18 protein-coding genes and 1 pseudogene are annotated in these 18,875 nt (G+C 69.8%); 4 read left to right on the top strand and 15 right to left on the bottom strand.

Translation table 11 applies throughout. From position 1 onward, the window contains the following. Nucleotides 1-36: 36 nt before the first annotated feature. From OG453_RS03520 to OG453_RS03465, 13 genes and pseudogenes are all read right to left on the bottom strand, one after another. Nucleotides 37-897: a DUF6282 family protein gene (locus tag OG453_RS03520; RefSeq protein WP_266864401.1), complete on the bottom strand. Its 861-nt coding sequence runs from the start codon at nt 895-897 to the stop codon at nt 37-39. After that, nucleotides 890-2,689 (bottom strand): isocitrate/isopropylmalate family dehydrogenase, encoded by a 1,800-nt coding sequence (locus OG453_RS03515; protein WP_266864399.1) that lies wholly within the window; start codon nt 2,687-2,689, stop codon nt 890-892. The genes OG453_RS03520 and OG453_RS03515 overlap by 8 nt, the downstream gene beginning before the upstream one ends. Further along, entirely contained in the window at nt 2,686-3,459 is a 774-nt protein-coding gene (locus tag OG453_RS03510; protein WP_266864397.1) for an alpha/beta fold hydrolase, read from the bottom strand. The genes OG453_RS03515 and OG453_RS03510 overlap by 4 nt, the downstream gene beginning before the upstream one ends. Continuing rightward, complete coding sequence (locus tag OG453_RS03505) at nt 3,456-4,388, bottom strand: hypothetical protein (protein ID WP_266864395.1); 933 nt, start codon at nt 4,386-4,388, stop codon at nt 3,456-3,458. Before OG453_RS03505 ends, OG453_RS03510 begins: the two co-directional genes overlap by 4 nt. Before the next feature lie 29 nt (nt 4,389-4,417). Next, nucleotides 4,418-5,851 (bottom strand): FAD-binding protein, encoded by a 1,434-nt coding sequence (locus OG453_RS03500; protein WP_266864393.1) that lies wholly within the window; start codon nt 5,849-5,851, stop codon nt 4,418-4,420. 61 nt (nt 5,852-5,912) lie between these two features. Further along, nucleotides 5,913-6,503, bottom strand: a complete 591-nt coding sequence (locus OG453_RS03495; protein WP_266864391.1) for a YciI family protein — start codon at nt 6,501-6,503, stop codon at nt 5,913-5,915. Between the two features lie 43 nt (nt 6,504-6,546). Beyond that, complete coding sequence (locus tag OG453_RS03490; RefSeq protein ID WP_266864389.1) at nt 6,547-7,545, bottom strand: nitronate monooxygenase family protein; 999 nt, start codon at nt 7,543-7,545, stop codon at nt 6,547-6,549. A gap of 328 nt (nt 7,546-7,873) precedes the next feature. Continuing rightward, on the bottom strand, nt 7,874-8,545 hold the full coding sequence (locus OG453_RS03485) for a LysR substrate-binding domain-containing protein (RefSeq protein ID WP_266864387.1): 672 nt from the start codon (nt 8,543-8,545) through the stop codon (nt 7,874-7,876). 51 nt (nt 8,546-8,596) lie between these two features. Continuing rightward, nucleotides 8,597-8,761 (bottom strand): annotated as a pseudogene (locus OG453_RS45315) (LysR family transcriptional regulator); the annotation flags it as partial. Between the two features lie 263 nt (nt 8,762-9,024). Further along, complete coding sequence (locus OG453_RS03480) at nt 9,025-9,654, bottom strand: TetR/AcrR family transcriptional regulator (protein ID WP_266864385.1); 630 nt, start codon at nt 9,652-9,654, stop codon at nt 9,025-9,027. A gap of 85 nt (nt 9,655-9,739) precedes the next feature. After that, complete coding sequence (locus OG453_RS03475) at nt 9,740-10,441, bottom strand: HAD family phosphatase (protein ID WP_266864383.1); 702 nt, start codon at nt 10,439-10,441, stop codon at nt 9,740-9,742. After that, nucleotides 10,438-11,541, bottom strand: a complete 1,104-nt coding sequence (locus OG453_RS03470; protein ID WP_266864382.1) for an oxidoreductase — start codon at nt 11,539-11,541, stop codon at nt 10,438-10,440. Before OG453_RS03470 ends, OG453_RS03475 begins: the two co-directional genes overlap by 4 nt. Further along, nucleotides 11,535-12,476: a ScbA/BarX family gamma-butyrolactone biosynthesis protein gene (locus OG453_RS03465; RefSeq protein WP_266864380.1), complete on the bottom strand. Its 942-nt coding sequence runs from the start codon at nt 12,474-12,476 to the stop codon at nt 11,535-11,537. Before OG453_RS03465 ends, OG453_RS03470 begins: the two co-directional genes overlap by 7 nt. 228 nt (nt 12,477-12,704) lie before the next feature. Here OG453_RS03465 and OG453_RS03460 point away from each other — a divergent pair, with 228 nt between their 5' ends. Continuing rightward, entirely contained in the window at nt 12,705-13,352 is a 648-nt protein-coding gene (locus OG453_RS03460) for a ScbR family autoregulator-binding transcription factor (RefSeq protein ID WP_266864378.1), read from the top strand. Between the two features lie 122 nt (nt 13,353-13,474). Here OG453_RS03460 and OG453_RS03455 read toward each other — a convergent pair whose 3' ends face one another. Then, nucleotides 13,475-14,737 (bottom strand): MFS transporter, encoded by a 1,263-nt coding sequence (locus tag OG453_RS03455; RefSeq protein WP_266864376.1) that lies wholly within the window; start codon nt 14,735-14,737, stop codon nt 13,475-13,477. A 98-nt stretch (nt 14,738-14,835) separates the two neighbouring features. Between OG453_RS03455 and OG453_RS03450 the strand changes: the two genes are divergently transcribed. Further along, complete coding sequence (locus OG453_RS03450) at nt 14,836-15,213, top strand: helix-turn-helix transcriptional regulator (protein ID WP_266864374.1); 378 nt, start codon at nt 14,836-14,838, stop codon at nt 15,211-15,213. A 239-nt stretch (nt 15,214-15,452) separates the two neighbouring features. Continuing rightward, a complete protein-coding gene (locus OG453_RS03445; RefSeq protein WP_266864372.1) occupies nt 15,453-15,617 on the top strand; it encodes a hypothetical protein in 165 nt (54 codons plus the stop codon). A gap of 1,362 nt (nt 15,618-16,979) precedes the next feature. Here OG453_RS03445 and OG453_RS03440 read toward each other — a convergent pair. Next, on the bottom strand, nt 16,980-17,138 hold the full coding sequence (locus OG453_RS03440; protein ID WP_266864370.1) for a hypothetical protein: 159 nt from the start codon (nt 17,136-17,138) through the stop codon (nt 16,980-16,982). Nucleotides 17,139-17,339: 201 nt separating this feature from the next. Here OG453_RS03440 and OG453_RS03435 point away from each other — a divergent pair, with 201 nt between their 5' ends. Beyond that, a complete protein-coding gene (locus OG453_RS03435) occupies nt 17,340-18,806 on the top strand; it encodes a DUF2252 domain-containing protein (protein WP_266869691.1) in 1,467 nt (488 codons plus the stop codon). Nucleotides 18,807-18,875: the final 69 nt, after the last annotated feature.

The following is an 18,875-nucleotide window of genomic DNA, read 5'->3' as shown; positions in this document are numbered from 1 at the left end:
GAGGTCCGTGAGGTCCGCGAGATCCGTAAGACCCACTCACGGCCTCAGCAGGTTCGCGGGATTCGTCCGCGTGATGGCCCCTATCTGATGGTTCGTCAGGCGCGCTGTGTGGAACCAGCGTTCGCTCAGGTCCAGCCATTCCTTCACGTCCGGCTGGTCGGGCTGTCCGAGGTCGGAGCTGAACACCACCCGTGGGTGGGCATGCACCAGTTCGCCCAGATGGTCCACATCGCGGTGTCCCAACAGAAGTGTCAGCGCGGTGAGTTCGACGTAGAGGCCGGGGACTTGGGAGAGCTCGGTCAGGTCGTCGAGCGTGAAGCCCGACATCGGGTGCGTGGCGTGGGTGAGGAGGAGGCGCGGTAGGCCGAGGCGTACTGCCTCGTCGACCACGCGTAGGGCTGCCTGCCGGTCGCTGTGCCCGGTCGCCACGGCGACCGGCAGGTCGCGAGCCGCACGCAGCACCTCGCGGACGTCGCGGCACAGCCGCCCGTCAGAGCCGAGGACCCGGTCGCCGCGCCACCGGTCGGCGTCCAGCAAGGGGTGGAAGGACGTGCGGCGCAGCGCGGAGGCGTGCGCCGGGCCGACCAGGGTGGGCAGGTGGACGATCAGGCGGGCGGGGCTGTCGGGGCCGTGCGCGTAGACAGCCTGTTCCATGGCGCGGGGGTGGACACCGCCGGCCAGTTCGTTGAGGACGAGCGAGCCCGAGACGGGCAATCCCTCTTGCCGGGCCTCCCAGGCGCGGGCGGCGGTCGAGGTGAGGTGACTCTTGAGCACCACCCAGCCGCCGACCTCGGCATACGCCCGGCCCGCGGCTACGGAGGTGAGTCGCCGCCGGTACAGGTCGGGACCGGCGTGGTGGTGGATGTCCACCACCACGCGTCCCGACAGGTCAGGCACGGGAGGGCTGCTTGCCGTCGTCGCCCCACGGATTGGCGTAGCCGAACTGCCGGCGGGCCTCGTCGAGGCGCATGCCGCCATTGACCGCCTGGGCGATCGCGCTCTCGGTTCGCTCGACGCGCTCCGCCCTGTCCGCGACCTCGGTGGCGTACTCGGCGGGCACGACGAGAGCTCCGTTGTCGTCGGCGACGACAATGTCACCGGGTCGTACGGTGACATCACCGATGACAACGTCGCGTCCGGTCGCTGCGAGCTCCACCCGGTTCTTGCCGCTGACCATGGTTGCGCCGGTGCTGAACAGCGGGTATTTGGCGGCACGGATCTCGGCGATGTCGCGGGCCGAGCCGTGCAGGGCGGTGCCGCGCACACCGCGCCGCTGCGCCAGGTTCGTCAGCAGGGAGCCCCAGTTGGTGCAGGTGGTGCTGGCCGCGTTGTCGACCACCACGAACGAGCCCTCGGGTACGTCGTCCAAGTAGTTGGCCGCATTGCGGAACCCGCGGTCGACGGAGGCGTCCACGGGCCGGTAGGTGACGGTGTACGCCCGACCCGCCGCGCGCGTTCCCGGCACCCGGGCGGCCAGGCCCGCGAGCACGCAGGGGATGCCCATGCTGTCCAGCGCATCGGAGACCGAGGCGGTGTCCAGCTGGGCCAGGCGGTCCACGACGTCCGTGGAGACGGCGGTCGGGGGCGCCGGCTCGTCCGTGTGGCCCGGCAGTTCACCGGCGACTGCCTGCGCCACCTGGCTCGTGCGGGCCGTGCCCCCCAGGTCGTAGGTGACGGTGGTGCGGGCGCGCACGACCTTGCTGACGGCACCACGCAGCTCCTGTCCGGGAACCGGCATGCCGAGGTGGTCGAGCATCTGGGCGATCGTCAGCAGCATCGCCATGGGGTTGGCCCGGCCCTGGCCCGCCATGCTCGGTGCGCTGCCGTGCACCGGCTCGAAGTAGCTGCCGTGGTCACCGATGTTGCCGCTGGACGCGAGGCCCAGACCGCCCATCACACCCGCGCCGAGGTCGGAGAGGATGTCGCCGAACATGTTCTCGGCCACCAGCACGCCGAACCGTTCCGGCCGACGGACCATCCACAGCGCCACGGCGTCGACGTTGAGGATCTCGGTCTCGACGTCCGGATGGTCCTGTGCGATCAGTTCGAGACGTTCACGCAGGTGGTTGCTGCTGTGGCGGAGCACATTGGGCTTGTCGACGACGGTCAGCCGCCGGTGGCCGTGGCGCTCGGCGTACTCGAATCCGTACCGCAGAAGGCGGTCCATGCCGAACTGGGTCTGCAGTCGGAGCGTGACGCTGGTGGCCTCACGTCCGGAAGCAGCCGCGTTCGGGTGGCTGCGCACCGCGTTCCACAGCGACTCGTCGAGCCCATGGACGTCGAACCCGGCGTACAGCCCTTCGGTGTTCTCCCGGATGACGGTGAAGTCGAACTGTCCCCGGTCGATGTCGGTGATGGGCCGGACGTTCGCGTACAGACCCAGGTGCTGGCGGAGCTGGATGACCGGGGAGACGTAGTCCAGGCCCGTGCCGCGCAGCGTCGGGTGGAGTTCGGCCTCCGCCTCGCGCAGTGGCTTGCTCGTGATGGCCCCGAGCAGGCAGGTGTCGGTCTCCTCGATGAGCTTCCAGGTGCGCTCAGGTATGACGGTGCCTTCCTGGCGCCAGCACTCCCAGCCGATCTCACCGAAGCGCAGGTCCAGCGGGAGGCGAAGCTGCTCCACCGCCTCGAGGGCCGCGGAGACGACCTCCGGTCCGATGCCGTCCCCGGGCAGTACAGCGACGCTCTTCATATGAGTCCCTTCTCCCGCAGGAAGGTTCCGACGAGGGCGGACACTTCTGCGGTGCGTTCGATGTGGGGGCGCATGCCGGTCCTCGGGATGACATGCACCCGGTGATGCGATGCCGCCGCGGTGTGGTGCCGGGTGACGAGCTGCGAGTCGCCGCCGACGATCTGCAGCAGCGGCCCGGGGTGGGACCGCACCGTGTCCGTCACGTCGACGCCGCACAGCATCCGCATCCCCGCGGCGAGGCGGCGCCCGGCGCTCGGGTCGTGCGGTGTCGGGGCGGTGCCGTCGGTGACGCGGCTGCGGCCGTGGGGCTGAACACGCCGGTTGAGCAGGGCCAGGGCGTCGCCCGAGCGGCCGCCCGCGGCCAGCTCGGCGATCTCCGTGAGTCTGGCCTCGAGCAGGGCGTCCGTGCGGGCCGGCCCGGAGACGAGCAGTGCCGCTGTGTCGGCGGCAACCTCGGGGAGCAGGGCCTGTGCCACCGCGCCGCCGAGCGCGTTCCCGCAGATCAGGTCCACGTGACCGTACTGCGGAAGAAGCGCACGCCAACGGGCGACGAGAGAGTCCAGCGAGTCGATTTCCTCGTCCCACAGCGAGAGCGTGTCGACCACGGTCACGCGCAGGCCCGCGTCGGCAAGCACTCGGGTGACGGGGGCGAAGAATGCCCCCTCGTCCCAGCTCGGGGTGACGGGGGCGAGGACGAGTGCGTGTGCCGGACCGACGGCGGTCTCCGGTCCGAAGACCGCCGTCGGCACAGCGAATCCGGCGTGGGTCACCGGACGGTGGAGAGGGTGCGCGCGGTGGCGATGCCCTCACGGTGGCAGCCCAGCAGGTCGTTGCGGTGCTCGACCGGCAGGTCGTAGCGGCCGAGGACCAGATCGGGCAGCGGCAGCGAGGGGGTTCCCTCGGGAACGGTGGCGAGCAGCAGGTCCGCCAACTCCAGGGCGGGGCCCAGGCGGAGGCGGGCGGCGGCCTCGGCGTCGGTGCGGTCGAGGTGTGCCAGCCACTGCTCGGCGATGAGGTTGCCGGGGCCCTTGCCCATGCCCTGGATCGAGGAGTCCATCCAGGTCGCGCCGGCGGCGACGGCGCTGATGGCGTTGGACAGGGCGAGGCCCAGGTTGTTGTGGGCGTGCAGGCCGACCGGGCCGCCGGTGACCGACTTCGTCAGAGTGGTGAGGTCGGTGGTGTCGACGGGCGAGAGGCTGCCGTTGGAATCGGCCAGGTAGACGAACTCGGCGCCGGCGTCGGTGGCGGCGGTGGCGACCTCGACGATGTCGCGGCCCACCCACTGGCTGATGCGGGCGAAGTTGACACCGACGTTGAAGCCGATGTCCTTCGCCTGGCGTATGTACTCCAGGCCCCGTTCGTAGCCCTTGGACGGCAGGATGACGCGCACCAGGCGGGCCCCGGCGGCGTACATGGCGGGCAGGTCGTGGTCGTCGATGTTCTTCGGGTGGAGGATCATCGCGACCTTGTTCGCGCCGATTTCGCGGGCCACAGCGGCGATGAACTCGTCGTCGCCGCGTCCGGTGAGTCCGATGTTGGGGACCGGCAGGAGCGAGCCCTTGCGGTAGGCGATCTCGACCCAGTCGAAGCCGGACTCGACGCTGAGCCTGGCGTGCCGGAGGGCGTAGTCGAGGGGGAAGTTGAAGCCGTTGCGGTACCCGCCGTCGCGGAGGGTGACGTCGATGTTGACGATGCTCATGGTTCCTCCAGTAGGTGGTGCGGGTGGGGTCAGACGGACTGCTGGGCGACAGCGTGGTGGGCGGCGAGCCGGCCGAAGATCAGCGAACGCAGCACGGAAGTGGCCGGCGGGTAGGCGTGGTAGTAGAGGCCGGTGGCCTCGCCTGCCGCGTACAGGCCGGGGATGGCGGCGCCGGACGGGGTGACGACGCGTCCGTCGACGTCGGTGCGGATGCCGCCGTAGGTGAAGCAGACAGCAGCGGTCACCGGCACGCCGATGAACGGCGCGGTGTCCAGGGGCGTGGCCCAGTTGGACTTCTGCGGGGTGATGCCGACGGTGGACTTGCCGTCGAGTCGGGTCGGGTCGAACTCACCGGGCCCTTCAGCCGCGTTGAACTCCGCGACGGCCTTCTCAAGGCCCTCGGCGTCGACGCCCAGCTTGGCGGCAAGCTCCTCCAGAGAGTCGGCCTGCTCCGGCGGGACATCGCTGAGCAGCGAGTTCATGATGCCGGGGATGGCGAGCGTCTTGGCGTCGGCGATCCAGTACGCCTCCTGCCGCTGGTTCTTCCAGATCTCATGGCCGACGTGCTCGAAGGTGTTGTCCCAGGTGTCGCGGCCCTCGTCGAAGAAGCGCTCCATGTCGCCGTTGACGAAGATGCCGGTGCTGAAGCCGTACAGGACCGAATCGGCCTTCTGGGTGCGGGTGTCGACGGGCTCGGCGTGGATGCCGTCGAACTGGCCCGCGGTGTCGGCGCCCAGCTCCAGGGCCATGCGCAGCGCGTCGCCGCGGTTGTTGGCGATGCCGGGGGCGATCAGCGGCAGGTCGCAAGCCCTGTCGCCGACATAGCGGGTGAGCATTTCGGTGTTGCCCTGGAAGCCGCCGCAGGCCAGGACGACGGCGCGGCCGGTGAGCTGCTGGGTGTGTCCGTCGGCAGTGCGGACCAGGACGCCGTCGACGGTGCCGTCGGCACTGGTCGACAGGCGCAGCGCCTCCGTCTCGTAACGGATGTCGACGCGCGGGTCCTTCTCCAGAGCCGCGCCCAGGTGCTCGACGATCGAGGCGCCGCCGCCGCGCGGGCTGGCCGGCGGGGTCATGGACGGGGTGCCGCCGTCGAAGGTGTGCGGCAGCGGGAAGTCGTCGAAGGAGATCTCGACGCCGTGCTTCTCGACGAAGCTCAGCGTCTGGTGCGTCTCGCGCTCGACGGTGCGGCAGTACTCGATGTCGGCGAGGCCCCCGGAGACCCGACCGACGTGCTCGGCCCAGTCGGTGTCCAGCTGCTTGTCCTGGGTGATCCGCAGGAACGCGCCGGTCCAGCGGGTGGCACCACCGCGCTCCTCCTTGGTCGCCCGCTCGAGAACGGCGATCTTGGCGGGGTTCTCGCGGCCTTCGGTGGCTTCCGCGAAGGACAGCGCGGCCGACAGTCCGGCGGCACCGAACCCGATGACGATGAGGTCGTACTGCGCCGCGTTGTTCGGGGCTGACATGGTCTCTCCTAAGTCCTGTAAGTCCTGTGATTCCTGGGGAGATCTGGGCTTTCGGGGATGCTCAGCGGTTGGGCGTGATGACCCGACTGGTGCGGTAGAGGCGGTACTTGGCGCCGGTCGTGGTCTTCGCGAAGTCCTGGTATCGGCGCGTGAACTCGGGGTCTTCGAAGATCGCGTCGAACCGCTGCTGGTCCGTCCACGCCGCGAAGTTGACGATGGCGTCGCCGTCGACACTGGTCAGCAGGCGGGAGCCGCGGAAGCCGTCGGCGGTGGCGGCGACGTGGTCCACGGCGGAGGCGAGCGCGGCCACACTGGCGGGCGCGTCATCGGTGGTGGCGACGTTGATGAGCAGGACACCGTCGTCCGGCTCGGCGGCGGTGACCACGCCGGGGCTTGCGTTACGGCCCTCGAAGGCGAGCTGCTCGTACGAGGCGATGCCCAGCTTGTGCCAGGGGTCGCTCTCAATGAGCTCGCGCACCTGCGTCTCATCGAGGTCGGCCGTCACGATGACGGCGCCGCCCTCGGGCCGGGGGCCGCTGAGCAGGATCCGGCCCTGATCGCCGTGCTCGCGCAGCCAGGCCTTGTGCTCGGCCATGTGCGCGACGACGGTCTCGCGAGGGGTGAGGTACGTGAGGGTCAGTACGTGGATCATCGGGTCCTCTACGGGTGTGTGTAGGAAAGGCGGGGGACAGGGGTCAGGCTTCAGAGGCGGCGGGGCCGCCGATCCGCCCGGCGAGAGCGGTGAGGGTCTCCTCCGCGTCGGCCACGACACTGCGGACGACCTGGGCCGCGGGCTGGATGTCCTGGATGAGGTCGAGTACCTCGCCTGCGAACATGGCGCGCTGCGTGGTGTCGTCCCGGGCGCCGGCGGCCGCCCACTCCGGCTCGACAGTGGCGCGCTGTGCGGCGAGTTCGGTGTCCCGTCCGGTCCAAGTGCGGGTGAAGTCGTTGCTGATGGAGCGGGCCGGGTGGCCCTCGGGCCAGGCAATGCCGCGCACGACGTCGAACGAGTGGGTATTGACCGTGTCCGCGGTGCACGCGGACACCAGGTGGGACTTGAATCCGGCGGTGGCCAGCGACTCCTCGGTCGCGGCGAACCGGGTCCCCATCATCACGCCGTCGGCGCCGAGCGCGAGGGCCGCCGCGAGTCCCCTGCCGTCGGCGAATCCGCCGGCCGCGACCACCGGCACCACACCCCGGGTGACCTCGAGGACGGCAGGGACAAGTGGCAGGGTGGCCTGCTTCCTGTGGTGGCCGCCGGCCTCGGAGCCCTGGGCCACGAGCACCGACGCCCCGGCCTGTACGGCGACGGCGGCCTGCTCGGGGTCATGCACCTGGACCACGACGTGGGAGCCGGCGTCGGCCGCGGATGCCACGTACTTGTGGACCTGCGCGGCGTCACCGAAGGAGAGGGCGATAACCGGCGGTGCGTAGCCGAGCACCTTGTCCCAGAGGCCGGGCCGGTCGTCGAAGGTGAACATGACGCAGCCGACGCCCCAGACGCCGCCGCCCTCGGCGGCCCGCGCCACGTGCTCATCGATGAACGCCGCGTCGCCGTAACTGACACCGACGAGGCCGAGGCCGCCCGCCCGGGTCACGGCGCCGGCGAGTCGGCCGCCGGACACGGAACCCATCGGGGCGCAGACGACGGGGTGGTCGATTCCTAGCAGCTCCGTCAGCTTGGTCGAGATCACGATGCTCCCTTGGAGTGGGTGGTCTGAGGGCACGGCCCGACTGGGCCGGCAGGGAAAAGGAGACAAGAGAAGGAACGAGAGTGCGTCATGGAATTCGACGTTGAATTCCATGCGGCAGCGGGCGGGATAATTCCGCGGATCAGATTCGCTCCGGAATCCCGCACTGCTTTTACGTTCAAGAGATTACCCACAGCTTCCGCAGCCCGTCCAAGACGCAATCCACGTGACAGCCATAGGCTGGCCCCTATAGTGCTGACGGACACAAAAAAGGGCGTGTGACCCGGGCTCTGGAAGGCCCGGATCACACGCCGGCTGGGGGTGGCGGAGACTATTCGGTGAAGAACGCCCAACCGCGCTCCGCGGCGACTTGCCGCAGCACGTGAGCGGAACGGCTACCGCTGAGCGCGGTCACGGCGAGGCGCTCGCGGGGCGGCCTGCTGGTGGGCAGCGGCCGCCACACCAGATGCGGCTCCCGATGCACAGTGCGCTGCGGCCGCAGGGCCACAAGGTCCGCGGTCGTCTGCAACGCGTGCAGGAACAGGGCGTACTGGTCCTGGTCGACGGGGTGCAGCACCGGGTCCCAGCCGAGCCTGGCCAGATGCGCGGGCACCGTGTCCGCGAACCCGGGCGCGCACCCCTCGTTGTACCAGAGGAGGCGCTGTCGCCCGAGGTCGCTCCAGGTCAGCTCCCGGTGGGCGGCGAGCCCGTGCTCCCGCGCCATGACGACACCGAGCGGCTCGTCCCACACCACAGCCCGCACCAGATGGGGCGTCAGGATCGGCAGCCGCACGATGCCGAACGCGATCTCGCCGTGCCGCAGCAGTTCGCCCTGGTCGGCCGCATCGACCGAGCGCATCCGCAGCTTCGCGCCGCCACCGCGTCGGCGCCCGCCCGCCAGCCCGTTCTGCACCTCGGTGAGGACCTCCGCCGGCACGCCGCCGCACACCCCGACGGACCAGATCCCCGGCGCCGACGCGACGGCGGCGATGGCCGAGCGCAACTGACTCGGAATTTCCTGGATTTCTCTGAGGAAAGCCCGGCCGCCAACCGTCAGCTCAACGCCGCGCGAACTGCGGATGAACAGGGCGGCGCCGACGCGTTGTTCCAGTCGCCTTATTTGTTGACTCAGGCTCGGTTGCGATATCCGGAGTTCCTGGGCTGCGGCCGATACCGTTCCGGCGCGCACTACGGTAAGAAAGTACCGAAGATGTCGCATGTCGAAGTCGTCGACGTCCCTTGCATCGGAAACTGCGCGAAATACAACGTTGTCCCTCGCATCATGGTCCCTCGTGTGAAGGTCCTCCGAATTGAGGTCCGCGCCCCCCGATGCGTGCCGACCTGTCCACTCGTCCAGCACGCTCATTCGCTTCCTCCAAAGTGTCGTAGCCCCTGCTTGCGCAGGGGCGCCGCGCTCAGTAGCCCCGCGCACATCGGCGCCCAGCGCAGCATGACAGAAAAATTCGTTCTTGACGGTATTTTTTACAGATCCGAAACGGCGCCGCTTTCTTCACGAACGAGCCCGGCGCCCGCCTCCGCCGACAGCGCAGTGAGGAGCAATCGACACAGAGACTCCCCGTCGGGCGCGCCTTCGTACCCTGCGCTCTCATCGGGCACGTGCAGCAGCCCGTACATCACGATCATCAGCAGCTGGGCGACGAGGGCCGGCGAGTACGCCGGGAAGCCGCCCTTCCGCTGGGCCTGCTGGATCAGCTTCATCAGGATGTCCCGCATCTCACCGAGGGCGCCGGAAAGCCTGCTCGCCAGGACCGGGCAGTCGGACGAGAGCCGGACCGTGGCCCGCAGCCGCATGTCCGACTGCAGCCGACGAGCGAATCCCAGGACGAGGGCCTCGAGGACATCCTCGGCCTTGGCGTCCGGGGCGTCGTACTCGATCCGCAGACTCGCCCAGCCCTGCCAGGACTCGTCGATCAGAGCCCACGCCAGCGACTTCTTCGAGGGGAAGTGCCCGTAGAGCGCGCCCTTCGTCATGCCGGTGCGCTCCGCGACCGTGCTGAGCGTGGCGCTGCGGTACCCCTGAACCGCGAACACCTCCGCCGCTGCGGTCAGCACCTTCTCCCTCGTGCGCCGCGCCCGTTCCTGTTTGGCCATGCCTGTGCCCTCCATATCTAAAGAGGGCACATACATACCATCGGGAAGGTTTTGCTGCTGAAGGAGCCCTGCCTCGTCGGACATTTCACGCGCTCTCGAGCCGCAGCGGCCCCCGGCCGGCCGGTACCACCATCCAGCCCGAGCGCTCGGCCTCCTCGTTCAATGCCCGGGAGCTCCCGACCACCACCGGATTGCCCACCGCGCGCAGCAGGGCGAGGTCGCTCTCGTGGTCGCCGTACGCGAAGCAGTCGCTCGGGTCCACCCCGCGCTCCCGCATGGTTCGCACGGCGGCCTCGGCCTTGGACTCCCCGATCATCGGGCGGTGGACCTCCCCGGTCAGCGCCCCGTCGGACCGCACGACCAGCTCGGTGCAGAGCACCCCTGCCGCCCCCAACTCCTGCGCCAGGGGCTCCAGTAGAGGCATCATCGACCCTGAGACCAGGATGACCTCGTGCCCCGCGGCCCGGTGCCCGGCGATGGCGTCGACGGCGGCCCGTACGAAGGCCGTGTCCCCGCGGCGGTAGGTCTCGTACCAACGCCGGCCCGCCGCTTCCAGGTCGGCAAGCGGCACGCCCGCATAGCGCCGGTAGTACCTGCGGTTCAGCGCCGCGCGGTTACGGCTCGCTGCCGCCTCGGCCCGCAGATCACCGACCTGTTCCGGGACCCGTGACGGGTTGCGGGCCAGCCAGTACTCCCAGAACTCCACCATGCTCTTATCGGCGATCACCGTCTCGTCGACGTCGAAGAACGCGAGGGCGGGGCGCACCCGTTCGGCCACGGTCGTCACGCCGCCCCCTCTGCCAGGACCGCGTTCGCGTACGCGTCGGCCGCGCCGTCGAAGGCGAGGGCGCCGTGACCCGCCGCCGTCGTCACGTCCCGCCAGGCCCGCTGCAGCAGGCTGTCGGGCGACTGCCCGCGCATGCCCGAGGCGTGGAAGAGTTCGTCGACCGCGTCGCGGCACAGGATGGCCGCGGCCGCCGCGTCCCGGCGATTCTCGACGACCGTCAGCGCGGTGATGTCGCCCTCGTCCGCGCGCCGCGCGACGCCCTCCAGGAGCAGGCCCGCGGCGTGGATCCACGCAGACGTACGGGCCAGGAGCTGCACCTGACTCGCCCTGCGCGGCGCAGCTTGGGTGCCCTGGACGCACTCGGCCGTCCAGGCCCGCAGCGCCGCACGCGCCGCGCCGAGCACCGGCGCCGCGAAGATCAGCGCGGCAACCATCGGATAGGGGACGCGATGACAGCGGGCCGCGTCGGGCAGCGACCGCAGCAACGTATCCAGGGTGAACGAGCGATGGGCGGGCACGAAGACCCCGTCGGCCACGACGCTGCCGCTGCCGCTGCCGCGCAGACCGACGGACTGCCAGGTGTCCCGAACGGAGAGCTCGGCGCGAGCCACGGCGAAGATCCGGTGATCCTGTACGCCGCTGTCACCCGGAGTCAAGGAAGCCAGCAGCACCCACTCCGCATGGTCGACCCCGCTGGCCGTATTCCACTGCCCGTCGAGTCGCCAGCCGCCGTTCACGGCCGTGGCCCGGCCCTGTGCCGGAATGACCGAGGCCGCGACGCGGACGTCCGGGCCATGCGCCCAAAGATCGTGCTGCCCCTGCTCAGGCAGGTAGGCGGCCAACCGGCCGTGCGCCGCATACAGAGCGGCGCACCATCCCGTGGCGGCGCAGACTTCTGACACGGCCGCGGCGTCGGCAAGCAGCCCGGCGAAACTCCCGGCCGCCCCGCCCCACTTCAGCGGCACGAAGTGGCGCGGGAACCCCGCGTCAACCAGCGCAGCCGCGACCTCGGGGCCGAGTCTGCGACGCTCTTCGGCGCCGCGCGCGTCCCGGCCCGCGACCTCGACTAGAGCGTTCCTGGCCTCCTGTCGGTTCAGCATGCCTCTTCCCAGCGGGCTCGGGAGGACAGAGGTGTGCCGTACCGCACCGTGGAGCGCGCGAGTTCCCTGTCGCCCTGGCGGGCCCGGAACGTGAAGGTGCTCCCGCTCGGCCCCACCGGCCCCACCGGCTCCGCCGTGATCGATACCGGCGCGTCCAGTTCACCGAAGGACCTGAACGCCACGTCGAGCAGCGTCGCTCCGCTCGCTCCGGGTCGCCTGTCCACTGCGGCGACCCGGCCCGCCTGCCGGAAGGCTTCCACGAGCGCCATGCCCGGCACGTGATCGGACTCATGGTCGAAGAGCACGGGATGCTCCTGGTCGAGCCGCAGCCACCACCCGTTCGCCCGCAGCGGGTCGGTGTCGATGAGGACGTCCCGCTCGGCGAGATGGCCGACGTGGGCCGGTCGCAGCGGAACGCGGGACGGCGCGGGACCGGATGGCGTCACCTCCGCCTCCCGTTCGACCCGCCGCCGCAGCAGGGCGTAGCGACGGTGCTCCATCGGCTCCCAGCACACGCGTACCAGCCCGAGCGGGCGGTGGTGCACCAGGACGTCAGCCGTCAGCTCGAAGCGCAGGCGTCGGGTGCCCTCGGCGGGGCGGCGGCAGACGACGTCGAGCCCGACGGCGAGGTGCTCCGCGCTCACTTCCGGGAGCGCCTCGGACAGGTCGACGGAGATCTCGCTCAGCACGAACGGCAGGCCGGGCGCGACGTCGAAGAAGCGGTGGGACAGGTGGATCGCGGCCTGTCGGGCCGTCTCCATCAACAGGACCGGGTCGGACGCCGGACCGTCCTGGTGTCCGAGGTAGTGGTCGCGGCGCCAGACGGCCGCGACCGCGTAGCGCTCGCCTCCGATGTGTGCTGCGTCCGTCAGCAGCACTTCCGCGTCGACTGCCTTGTGGACCGATGCACGCGAAACGCATCGGTCGAAACTCATCCCTCCCCAGTGACGCTCCGGCCCGGGAGCGCCGGTGGGTATCTCAGGTTTAGACATGGCATACACGCGCAGATTCCTCCCCCTAGTCGCCACGGCAGCCACACCGGTATGGTCCCGACGCAACCCGTTGCGACGCGGAGAAAATATACCTGCAGGAAGGTATATTAGAAGGATCGTTTTGCGCCACCCCCTTCATTGATCACGCTCCACAACCAGAGGATGGCCCGCATGTCAGAGCCGCAACTCCCTGCGATCGCCCGGAAAGAAGCCCGCGTCAGGGCCAGCCCCGACCTCAAGCAGGAGCGCTCGGCCCGCACCCGCCACCGGGTTCTGATGGGGGCCGCAGAGCTCTTCACCGAGAGGGGATTCCGCCATACCTCGGTCAAAGACGTGGCCGACCGGGTCGAAATGACCAAGGGCGCCGTGTACTTCCACTACCCGACCAAGGAAGCGCTGGCCGTGGCGATCGTGGATGAGCACTACGCGCGTTGGCCGAAAATGTTCGGCGAGATCAGGGATGAGGGGCTCGGTCCCGTAGACACCGTTGTGCGCATGCTGGAGTGGGCGGCCGAGGCCTTCCAGGACGACGTCATCGTTCAGGCCGGTGCCCGGCTACAGATCGAACGTCCGCAGATCGACGTCGAGCTGCCGACGCCGTACGTCGACTGGATCGCCCGCATCGAGTCCCTGCTGACCTCCGCCCGCGAGGCGGGTGAACTGCGGGCGGGCGTCGCCCCGGACGAGGCTGCACGCTCCCTCGTCTCCGCGTTCTTCGGCTCCCAGCACGTGTCCGACGTTCTCAACAGCCGCGCGGACGTCGTACCCCGCTGGCAGGAGTTGAGCGCCCTCCTCTTCCACGCGATCCGCGCCGGCTGAGAGTACTTCCGCCCAACTGACAGTGCTCCCGGGAAGCAGTACACCGCCGCCGTCCAGCGGTGTACCGCTCCCCGGGAGCACGTCGCGCCTGTCCGGACCGCTCGCGGTCCGTAAGGCCGAGTTCAGGCCGGGTCGGTCGCCTGGCGTCGGGTGGCGCGGACCACCAGACCGCCGATGACCGCAAGGCCCATCAGTACGACACCGAAGATCGTGGCACCGTTGGTCAGCCCCACCGCGTCACTCAGGTAACCCGCCGACACCGGCAGAATGCCCGCAGGGATGTAACCTCCCACGTTCAGCGCCGCGTTGGCCTCCGCCAGGCGCTGCGATGGAACACTGGAGTTCAGCAGCGACAGTCCACCCAGCTGCCCCATTCCCTGCCCCGCGCCCGCCAGCAGTGCGGAGGCGATGAGCACCGCCACTGACGACGTGTGCACCGCGACGATCAGAGTGATCATGCTCAGCGTGGTGCTCACCGCGCCGGCCGTCAGGATGGTGCGCCGCGCGAGGCGCTGCACCGCGAACTGCACCCCCGTCGCCGCCAGGAACATCACGAACGCCATCGCCCCGGCCACGATCCGACTGGTGGTGCCGAGCAGCCCCGACAGCAGCGACGGACCCAGTGACAACACGAACGACGTCGCGGTAATGCCCGGCGCGAACACCGCGATCCCCAGGGCGAGCTGACGGCCGTTGCCCTTCGGCACTCCAGGCACCCGCACCCAGGTCCCCTTCTTCACCACCGCGGGCCGGGCCACCGGCATCCGCCACACCGCCAGCACCGCAGTGATCAGCAGCACCGCCTCGACCACGAAGACGGTGACGGTCGGCGCGGGCGCCACCTCGGACAACACCCCGGCCAGCAACGGGCCGAGCCCCGCACCGAACACCATCGCGCACGACGCCAGCAACGCGGCGATCCGCTTGCGCTCCGGACCCGCCACGTCCGTCACGGCCGCCATCCCCGCCGAGACCACCGCACCCACCGCGATGCCGGTGAACAACCGCGCCACGATCAACGCCGCCACGCTCGCCGCCGTCGCGAAGATCAAGCACGCCAACAACGCCAGCACCAGCGCCGGAACCAGTACCGGCTTGCGCCCCACCCGGTCCGACACCACCCCCGACACCAGCAACGACCCGATCAACCCCACGATGTAGAACGCGAACACCACGGTCAGCGTCCCCTTGGAGAACCCGATGTCCCGCTGCCACAGCACATACAGGGGCGTCGCCGCATTCGACAGCACGAACACCGCTGTCACCGGCCACGCCGCCAACCACACCCACCACAACGGCGCGAAAGCCCGCTCGCCGACCTTCGTCGTGCCACTCTGCTGCCCCCCATCGACACCTTGAACGGGGGAGGTCCGGGTCTGGGACATGACGCTTCCTTTCGACACCCTGCAGTACGAGTTGGATCGAACTTAGCATGCTGTACGATCAGAGTCGTACATAGGAATCGGGTTATGAGGAGTTGCCTATGCCTACGACCGCAGGCCCCACGCCTGTCATCAAGGTGCTGCCAGAGCCTCACGGGCTGCCCGAACCGCTACCGGAACCGGCTGCCGACGAAATGCGCCTCGAGACCGTCCTCGGCGTCCTCGGCGATCCGCTGCGACTGACGATCGTCCGCAAACTCCTCCTGGAATCCGAGCAGTTCGACCACACCTGCGGCTGGTTCGGCCTCGACCGGCCGAAGTCGTCGCTCACCCATCACTTCAAGGTGCTGCGCGAGGCGGGCGTCACGCGCCAGCGCCAGTACGGGCTCGAACGCCGCAGTCACGTCCGCGTCGAGGACCTGAACGCCCGCTTCCCCGGCCTCCTCGATCTGGTCGCGGCCTGGACCCCGCAGCCCTGAGCCTGCGCGAGGAACGCGCGGCGGAATCCGGCAGCACGGCCGCAGTCCCGGTTCGGGACCCGCACGGCTTCCGCCTGGTAGGCATGGCCGTCCGGTCGGCCGTGGCGGCCTTCGGTCCTGCCGACGCCGCGACCCCGCCGCATGTGCCGGCACGGCCACCCGGCCATGCGGCTCGCCTCGATCTTCACCGTGCCGCGCATGCCTTCTGCCGCCCCCACCGGGCCTGCCAAGGGACCCGCGTGCGTGTACCCGGCGTACCGCGCAGCCGCCAACTCACCCTGCTCGCCGTGACGTTCGCTCCGGGCGTCACCGCATCCTCGTTCGCGCTCTCGCTCGACCCCGCGCATGTACGGAGTGGGATGCGGCGAGGGCCCCTTCGCCGGACGGCCGAGGCGGCGAACTGAGGCTCGGGGTGATCGCCGACCTCGCGGCAAGTCGACCACGGTGACGCCTGATGACAGCTCTCGCGGTTCGAAAAGTACCTCGCCAATAAACCTTCCCGAAGGTATATTCCTCGGCGTCGCTTCCCGCGTAGGTGGGACGGCAGTGAGCCCGCACTGCCCGCTGCCGCGACTTGAGGAGGAATCAAGAGAGTGCGCCCCGCACCATCGCCTGCAGCAGCCCCACTTGCTCGCAACACTCTCAGCGGCATCCATCGAGCTCTGCGCCTCGGGAGCCAGGCCTCCAACCCGATGCTCCTGGCGGAAACAGCGCGCCAGGTGGCCATTCATCCGTCGCACAGGTCACCTTTGCTGTGACACATGCTGGCTTCCCGCGTCCGCTCGTGCCGCGCCTCTGGGCCGGTACCGCCGGCGAATCCGCCCCTGGCGACCGGTCCGGCGGCTGTCTCGGAGGCCTGCGCGCCTACGCCCCGGTGCGCGGCCCTGTGTGCCGCCCACGGTCCACCGGCCGCCGGTCAATTCGGCTGTTCCCTCGTGGAATTGCTCGAGTCGAACAGGCCGGAGCAGGTTGACGCTGACGCTCCCCACGTCCCCACCGGCCTGTGCACTCGCCCCGACCTCAGCGCGGTCGACCACGACCTGAAGGCCTTGAGCTTGAGCGGTGTTCCGTTGAGCACCTTGGCCAGCTCGCCCGCGAGGCTGGGACTTGCAAGGCGCACCGCTGCGGACAGCTCTGGCTCGGCGGCCAGCCTTGCTACATTCCACCGCAACCAGTCCTCGTAATTCGAGTGGCAGTCCTGCGAGATGGACTCCGCCGTTGCGGATCTTGCAGAAACCATCGGAAGGGCAGCGACTCGTAAGAGTGCGACTTCGCCCGATTCGAATTCGGATTCCCGACCGTCCAACATGAACCTCGCTCGCCCCATCTCGACGCATTGAAGTGGGGCGACTCGGTCACGAGCCGCCCCACCACTCAGAAACTACTCACCTTATTCGGCCGCACAGTGCCAGTAGGTGGGCGGGCAAGGGACGCTCCCGATCGACTTGTAGGCGGACTGGGAAACCGAGTCGGCCGACACGAACTCGACGTTCAGATCGAGGTCGAATTCCTCCGAAATTTCAACGTTCGGCATTGTTCCTCCAGGGGACGCATTACTTGATGGAATCGATAGCCCTAATTGACGGGAGTTCGAAAAAAGAACGACAAGGGCGATCCCGGCTCAATTTGAGGTGTGGAAATAATCTAGGCATGCGGTGCGCAGAACAAAAGAGACGGTCTCTCCTATGTGCGCTACCACCAGGCGTCTCGACTGTGGGTGGTGGAGCCACCGGGCCGCCGCACTCGGTCTCGGCGACGCCTCGGAGTCAGGAAGCGCTGCGGCTGCCTGGGCGCTGGTGGAGATCGAGGAGAACCCCGAGCCGGAGCGCTTCGACCCTGACCGCCGGTCCGGCCAGCCCGACGCCGCCCTCGACCGCGCCGAAGCCGCAGGCACTGGTCACGGTCAGGCCGGACGGGCCCTCCATGGCTCCCTATCGGGGCGCCGATTCGGCCGATTCGAGGGGGAATTCGAGGGGGAAGGAGACGGAGAAGGAGGGCGGATCGGCGGAGGCCGGGGTTATCCACAGGCTCTGACGCCGATCGGCGCCCGGCGGTAACGTCTTGGCCAGGCGATGTCCGTGGGGGCGACGCCTGGACACGGGGCATGCGGGGGCGAGGCAATGGCGATGGTCGTGGCGGAGACCGGTGGGACGCGGTCCGGCGAGGTGCGGTCCGATGGGACGCGGTCCGGCGGGGCGAGGCTGCCGCAGGTGGACGGGTTTGCCCGGTGGCCGTCCCCGGCCTCGCCCAAGCGGGAGGGCAAGGCGTTGCGGGAGCGGGTGAGCCGCGCCGCGCACGCGTGGTTCGCCGAGGACGACGGGCGGCCCGACCCGGTCGCCGCCGTCGAGGAGTCCAACCGCAGCAGGCTGGCCGAGCTGACGCCCATCCGGATCGGCAGGATGGCCGCGACGCCCTTCGCCTTCCTGCGCGGGTCCGCCGGACTCATGGCGTACGACCTCGCACGTACGCCCGCGACCGGGATCGGCGCCCAGATCTGCGGTGACGCGCACGCGGCCAACTTCGGCCTGTACGCGGACGCGCGCGGCGGCCTGGTCATCGACCTGAACGACTTCGACGAGACGGCGCACGGCCCCTGGGAGTGGGACGTCAAGCGGCTCGCCGCCTCGCTGGTGCTCGCGGGGCGCGAGGCCGGGGCGAGCGAGGACGCCTGCGAGGAGGCGGCCTTCGACGCGGTGGGGGCCTATCGCCGCACGATGCGGCTGCTCGCCAAGCTGCCGTCGCTCGACGCGTGGAACGCCATCGCGGACGAGGAGCTCGTCTCGCACACGGACGCCAGGGACCTGCTTGGCACCCTGGAGCGGGTCTCCGAGAAGGCCCGGCAGAACACGAGCGCCAAGTTCGCCGCGAAGTCCACGGAGCGGGTCGAGGGCGACGACGGCTCTACCGCGGGCTGGCGCTTCGTCGACGCTCCTCCGGTGCTGCGGCGGATACCGGACGCGGAGGCCGCCGAAGTGACGTCGGCGCTCGGCACGTATCTGGGCACGCTGGCCGAGGACCGGCTGCCGTTGCTCGCTCGGTACGCGATCCAGGACGTGGCCTTCCGGGTCGTCGGCACGGGAAGCGTCGGCCTGCGGTCGTATGTGGTGCTGCTGCTCGACCACCGGGGCGAGCCGCTGGTGCTCCAGGTCAAGGAGGCGCGGCCCTCCGCGCTGCTCCCGCATCTGCCCGTGGCGGGCTTCGATGTGCCCCAGGTCGCGCACGAGGGGCGCAGGGTGGTGCTCGGGCAGAAGCGGATGCAGGTGGTCAGCGACTTCCTGCTTGGCTGGACGACCGTGTCCGGACGGCCTTTCCAGGTACGGCAGTTCAGGAACCGCAAGGGCAGCGTGGACCCCGCGGAGCTCGCGGCCGACCAGCTGGACGACTACGGCCGGATGACCGGGGCCCTGCTGGCCCGCGCCCACGCGCACAGCGCCGATCCGCGGCTGATCGCCGGGTACGTCGGCAAGGGCGAGGAGCTGGACGAGGCGGTGGCGCGGTTCGCCGTGGCATACGCGGACCGGACGGAGGCGGATCACGCGGATCTGGTGCGTGCGGTCAAGGAGGGGCGTGTGGTCGCGGAGTCCGGAGTGTGATCCCGGATGTGATGGGCGATGAGGGGCACGGAGGGCTGCAGGGGATACGGAGGGAAACGGAGGGCTGTG

Source organism: Streptomyces sp. NBC_01381 (assembly GCF_026340305.1).
Lineage (GTDB): Bacteria > Actinomycetota > Actinomycetes > Streptomycetales > Streptomycetaceae > Streptomyces.
This window is presented reverse-complemented; position numbering and strand designations above follow the sequence as displayed.

Excerpts from the sequence above, each read along its gene's own strand:
- OG453_RS03515 (WP_266864399.1), bottom strand. The coding sequence starts at position 2,689 with ATGAAGAGCGTCGCTGTACTGCCCGGGGACGGCATCGGACCGGAGGTC.
- OG453_RS03505 (WP_266864395.1), bottom strand. The coding sequence starts at position 4,388 with ATGAGCATCGTCAACATCGACGTCACCCTCCGCGACGGCGGGTACCGC.
- OG453_RS03500 (WP_266864393.1), bottom strand. The coding sequence starts at position 5,851 with ATGTCAGCCCCGAACAACGCGGCGCAGTACGACCTCATCGTCATCGGG.
- OG453_RS03495 (WP_266864391.1), bottom strand. The coding sequence starts at position 6,503 with ATGATCCACGTACTGACCCTCACGTACCTCACCCCTCGCGAGACCGTC.
- OG453_RS03480 (WP_266864385.1), bottom strand. The coding sequence starts at position 9,654 with ATGGCCAAACAGGAACGGGCGCGGCGCACGAGGGAGAAGGTGCTGACC.
- OG453_RS03470 (WP_266864382.1), bottom strand. The coding sequence starts at position 11,541 with ATGCTGAACCGACAGGAGGCCAGGAACGCTCTAGTCGAGGTCGCGGGC.
- OG453_RS03465 (WP_266864380.1), bottom strand. The coding sequence starts at position 12,476 with ATGAGTTTCGACCGATGCGTTTCGCGTGCATCGGTCCACAAGGCAGTC.
- OG453_RS03460 (WP_266864378.1), top strand. The coding sequence starts at position 12,705 with ATGTCAGAGCCGCAACTCCCTGCGATCGCCCGGAAAGAAGCCCGCGTC.
- OG453_RS03455 (WP_266864376.1), bottom strand. The coding sequence starts at position 14,737 with ATGTCCCAGACCCGGACCTCCCCCGTTCAAGGTGTCGATGGGGGGCAG.
- OG453_RS03450 (WP_266864374.1), top strand. The coding sequence starts at position 14,836 with ATGCCTACGACCGCAGGCCCCACGCCTGTCATCAAGGTGCTGCCAGAG.
- OG453_RS03440 (WP_266864370.1), bottom strand. The coding sequence starts at position 17,138 with ATGGAGGGCCCGTCCGGCCTGACCGTGACCAGTGCCTGCGGCTTCGGC.
- OG453_RS03435 (WP_266869691.1), top strand. The coding sequence starts at position 17,340 with ATGGTCGTGGCGGAGACCGGTGGGACGCGGTCCGGCGAGGTGCGGTCC.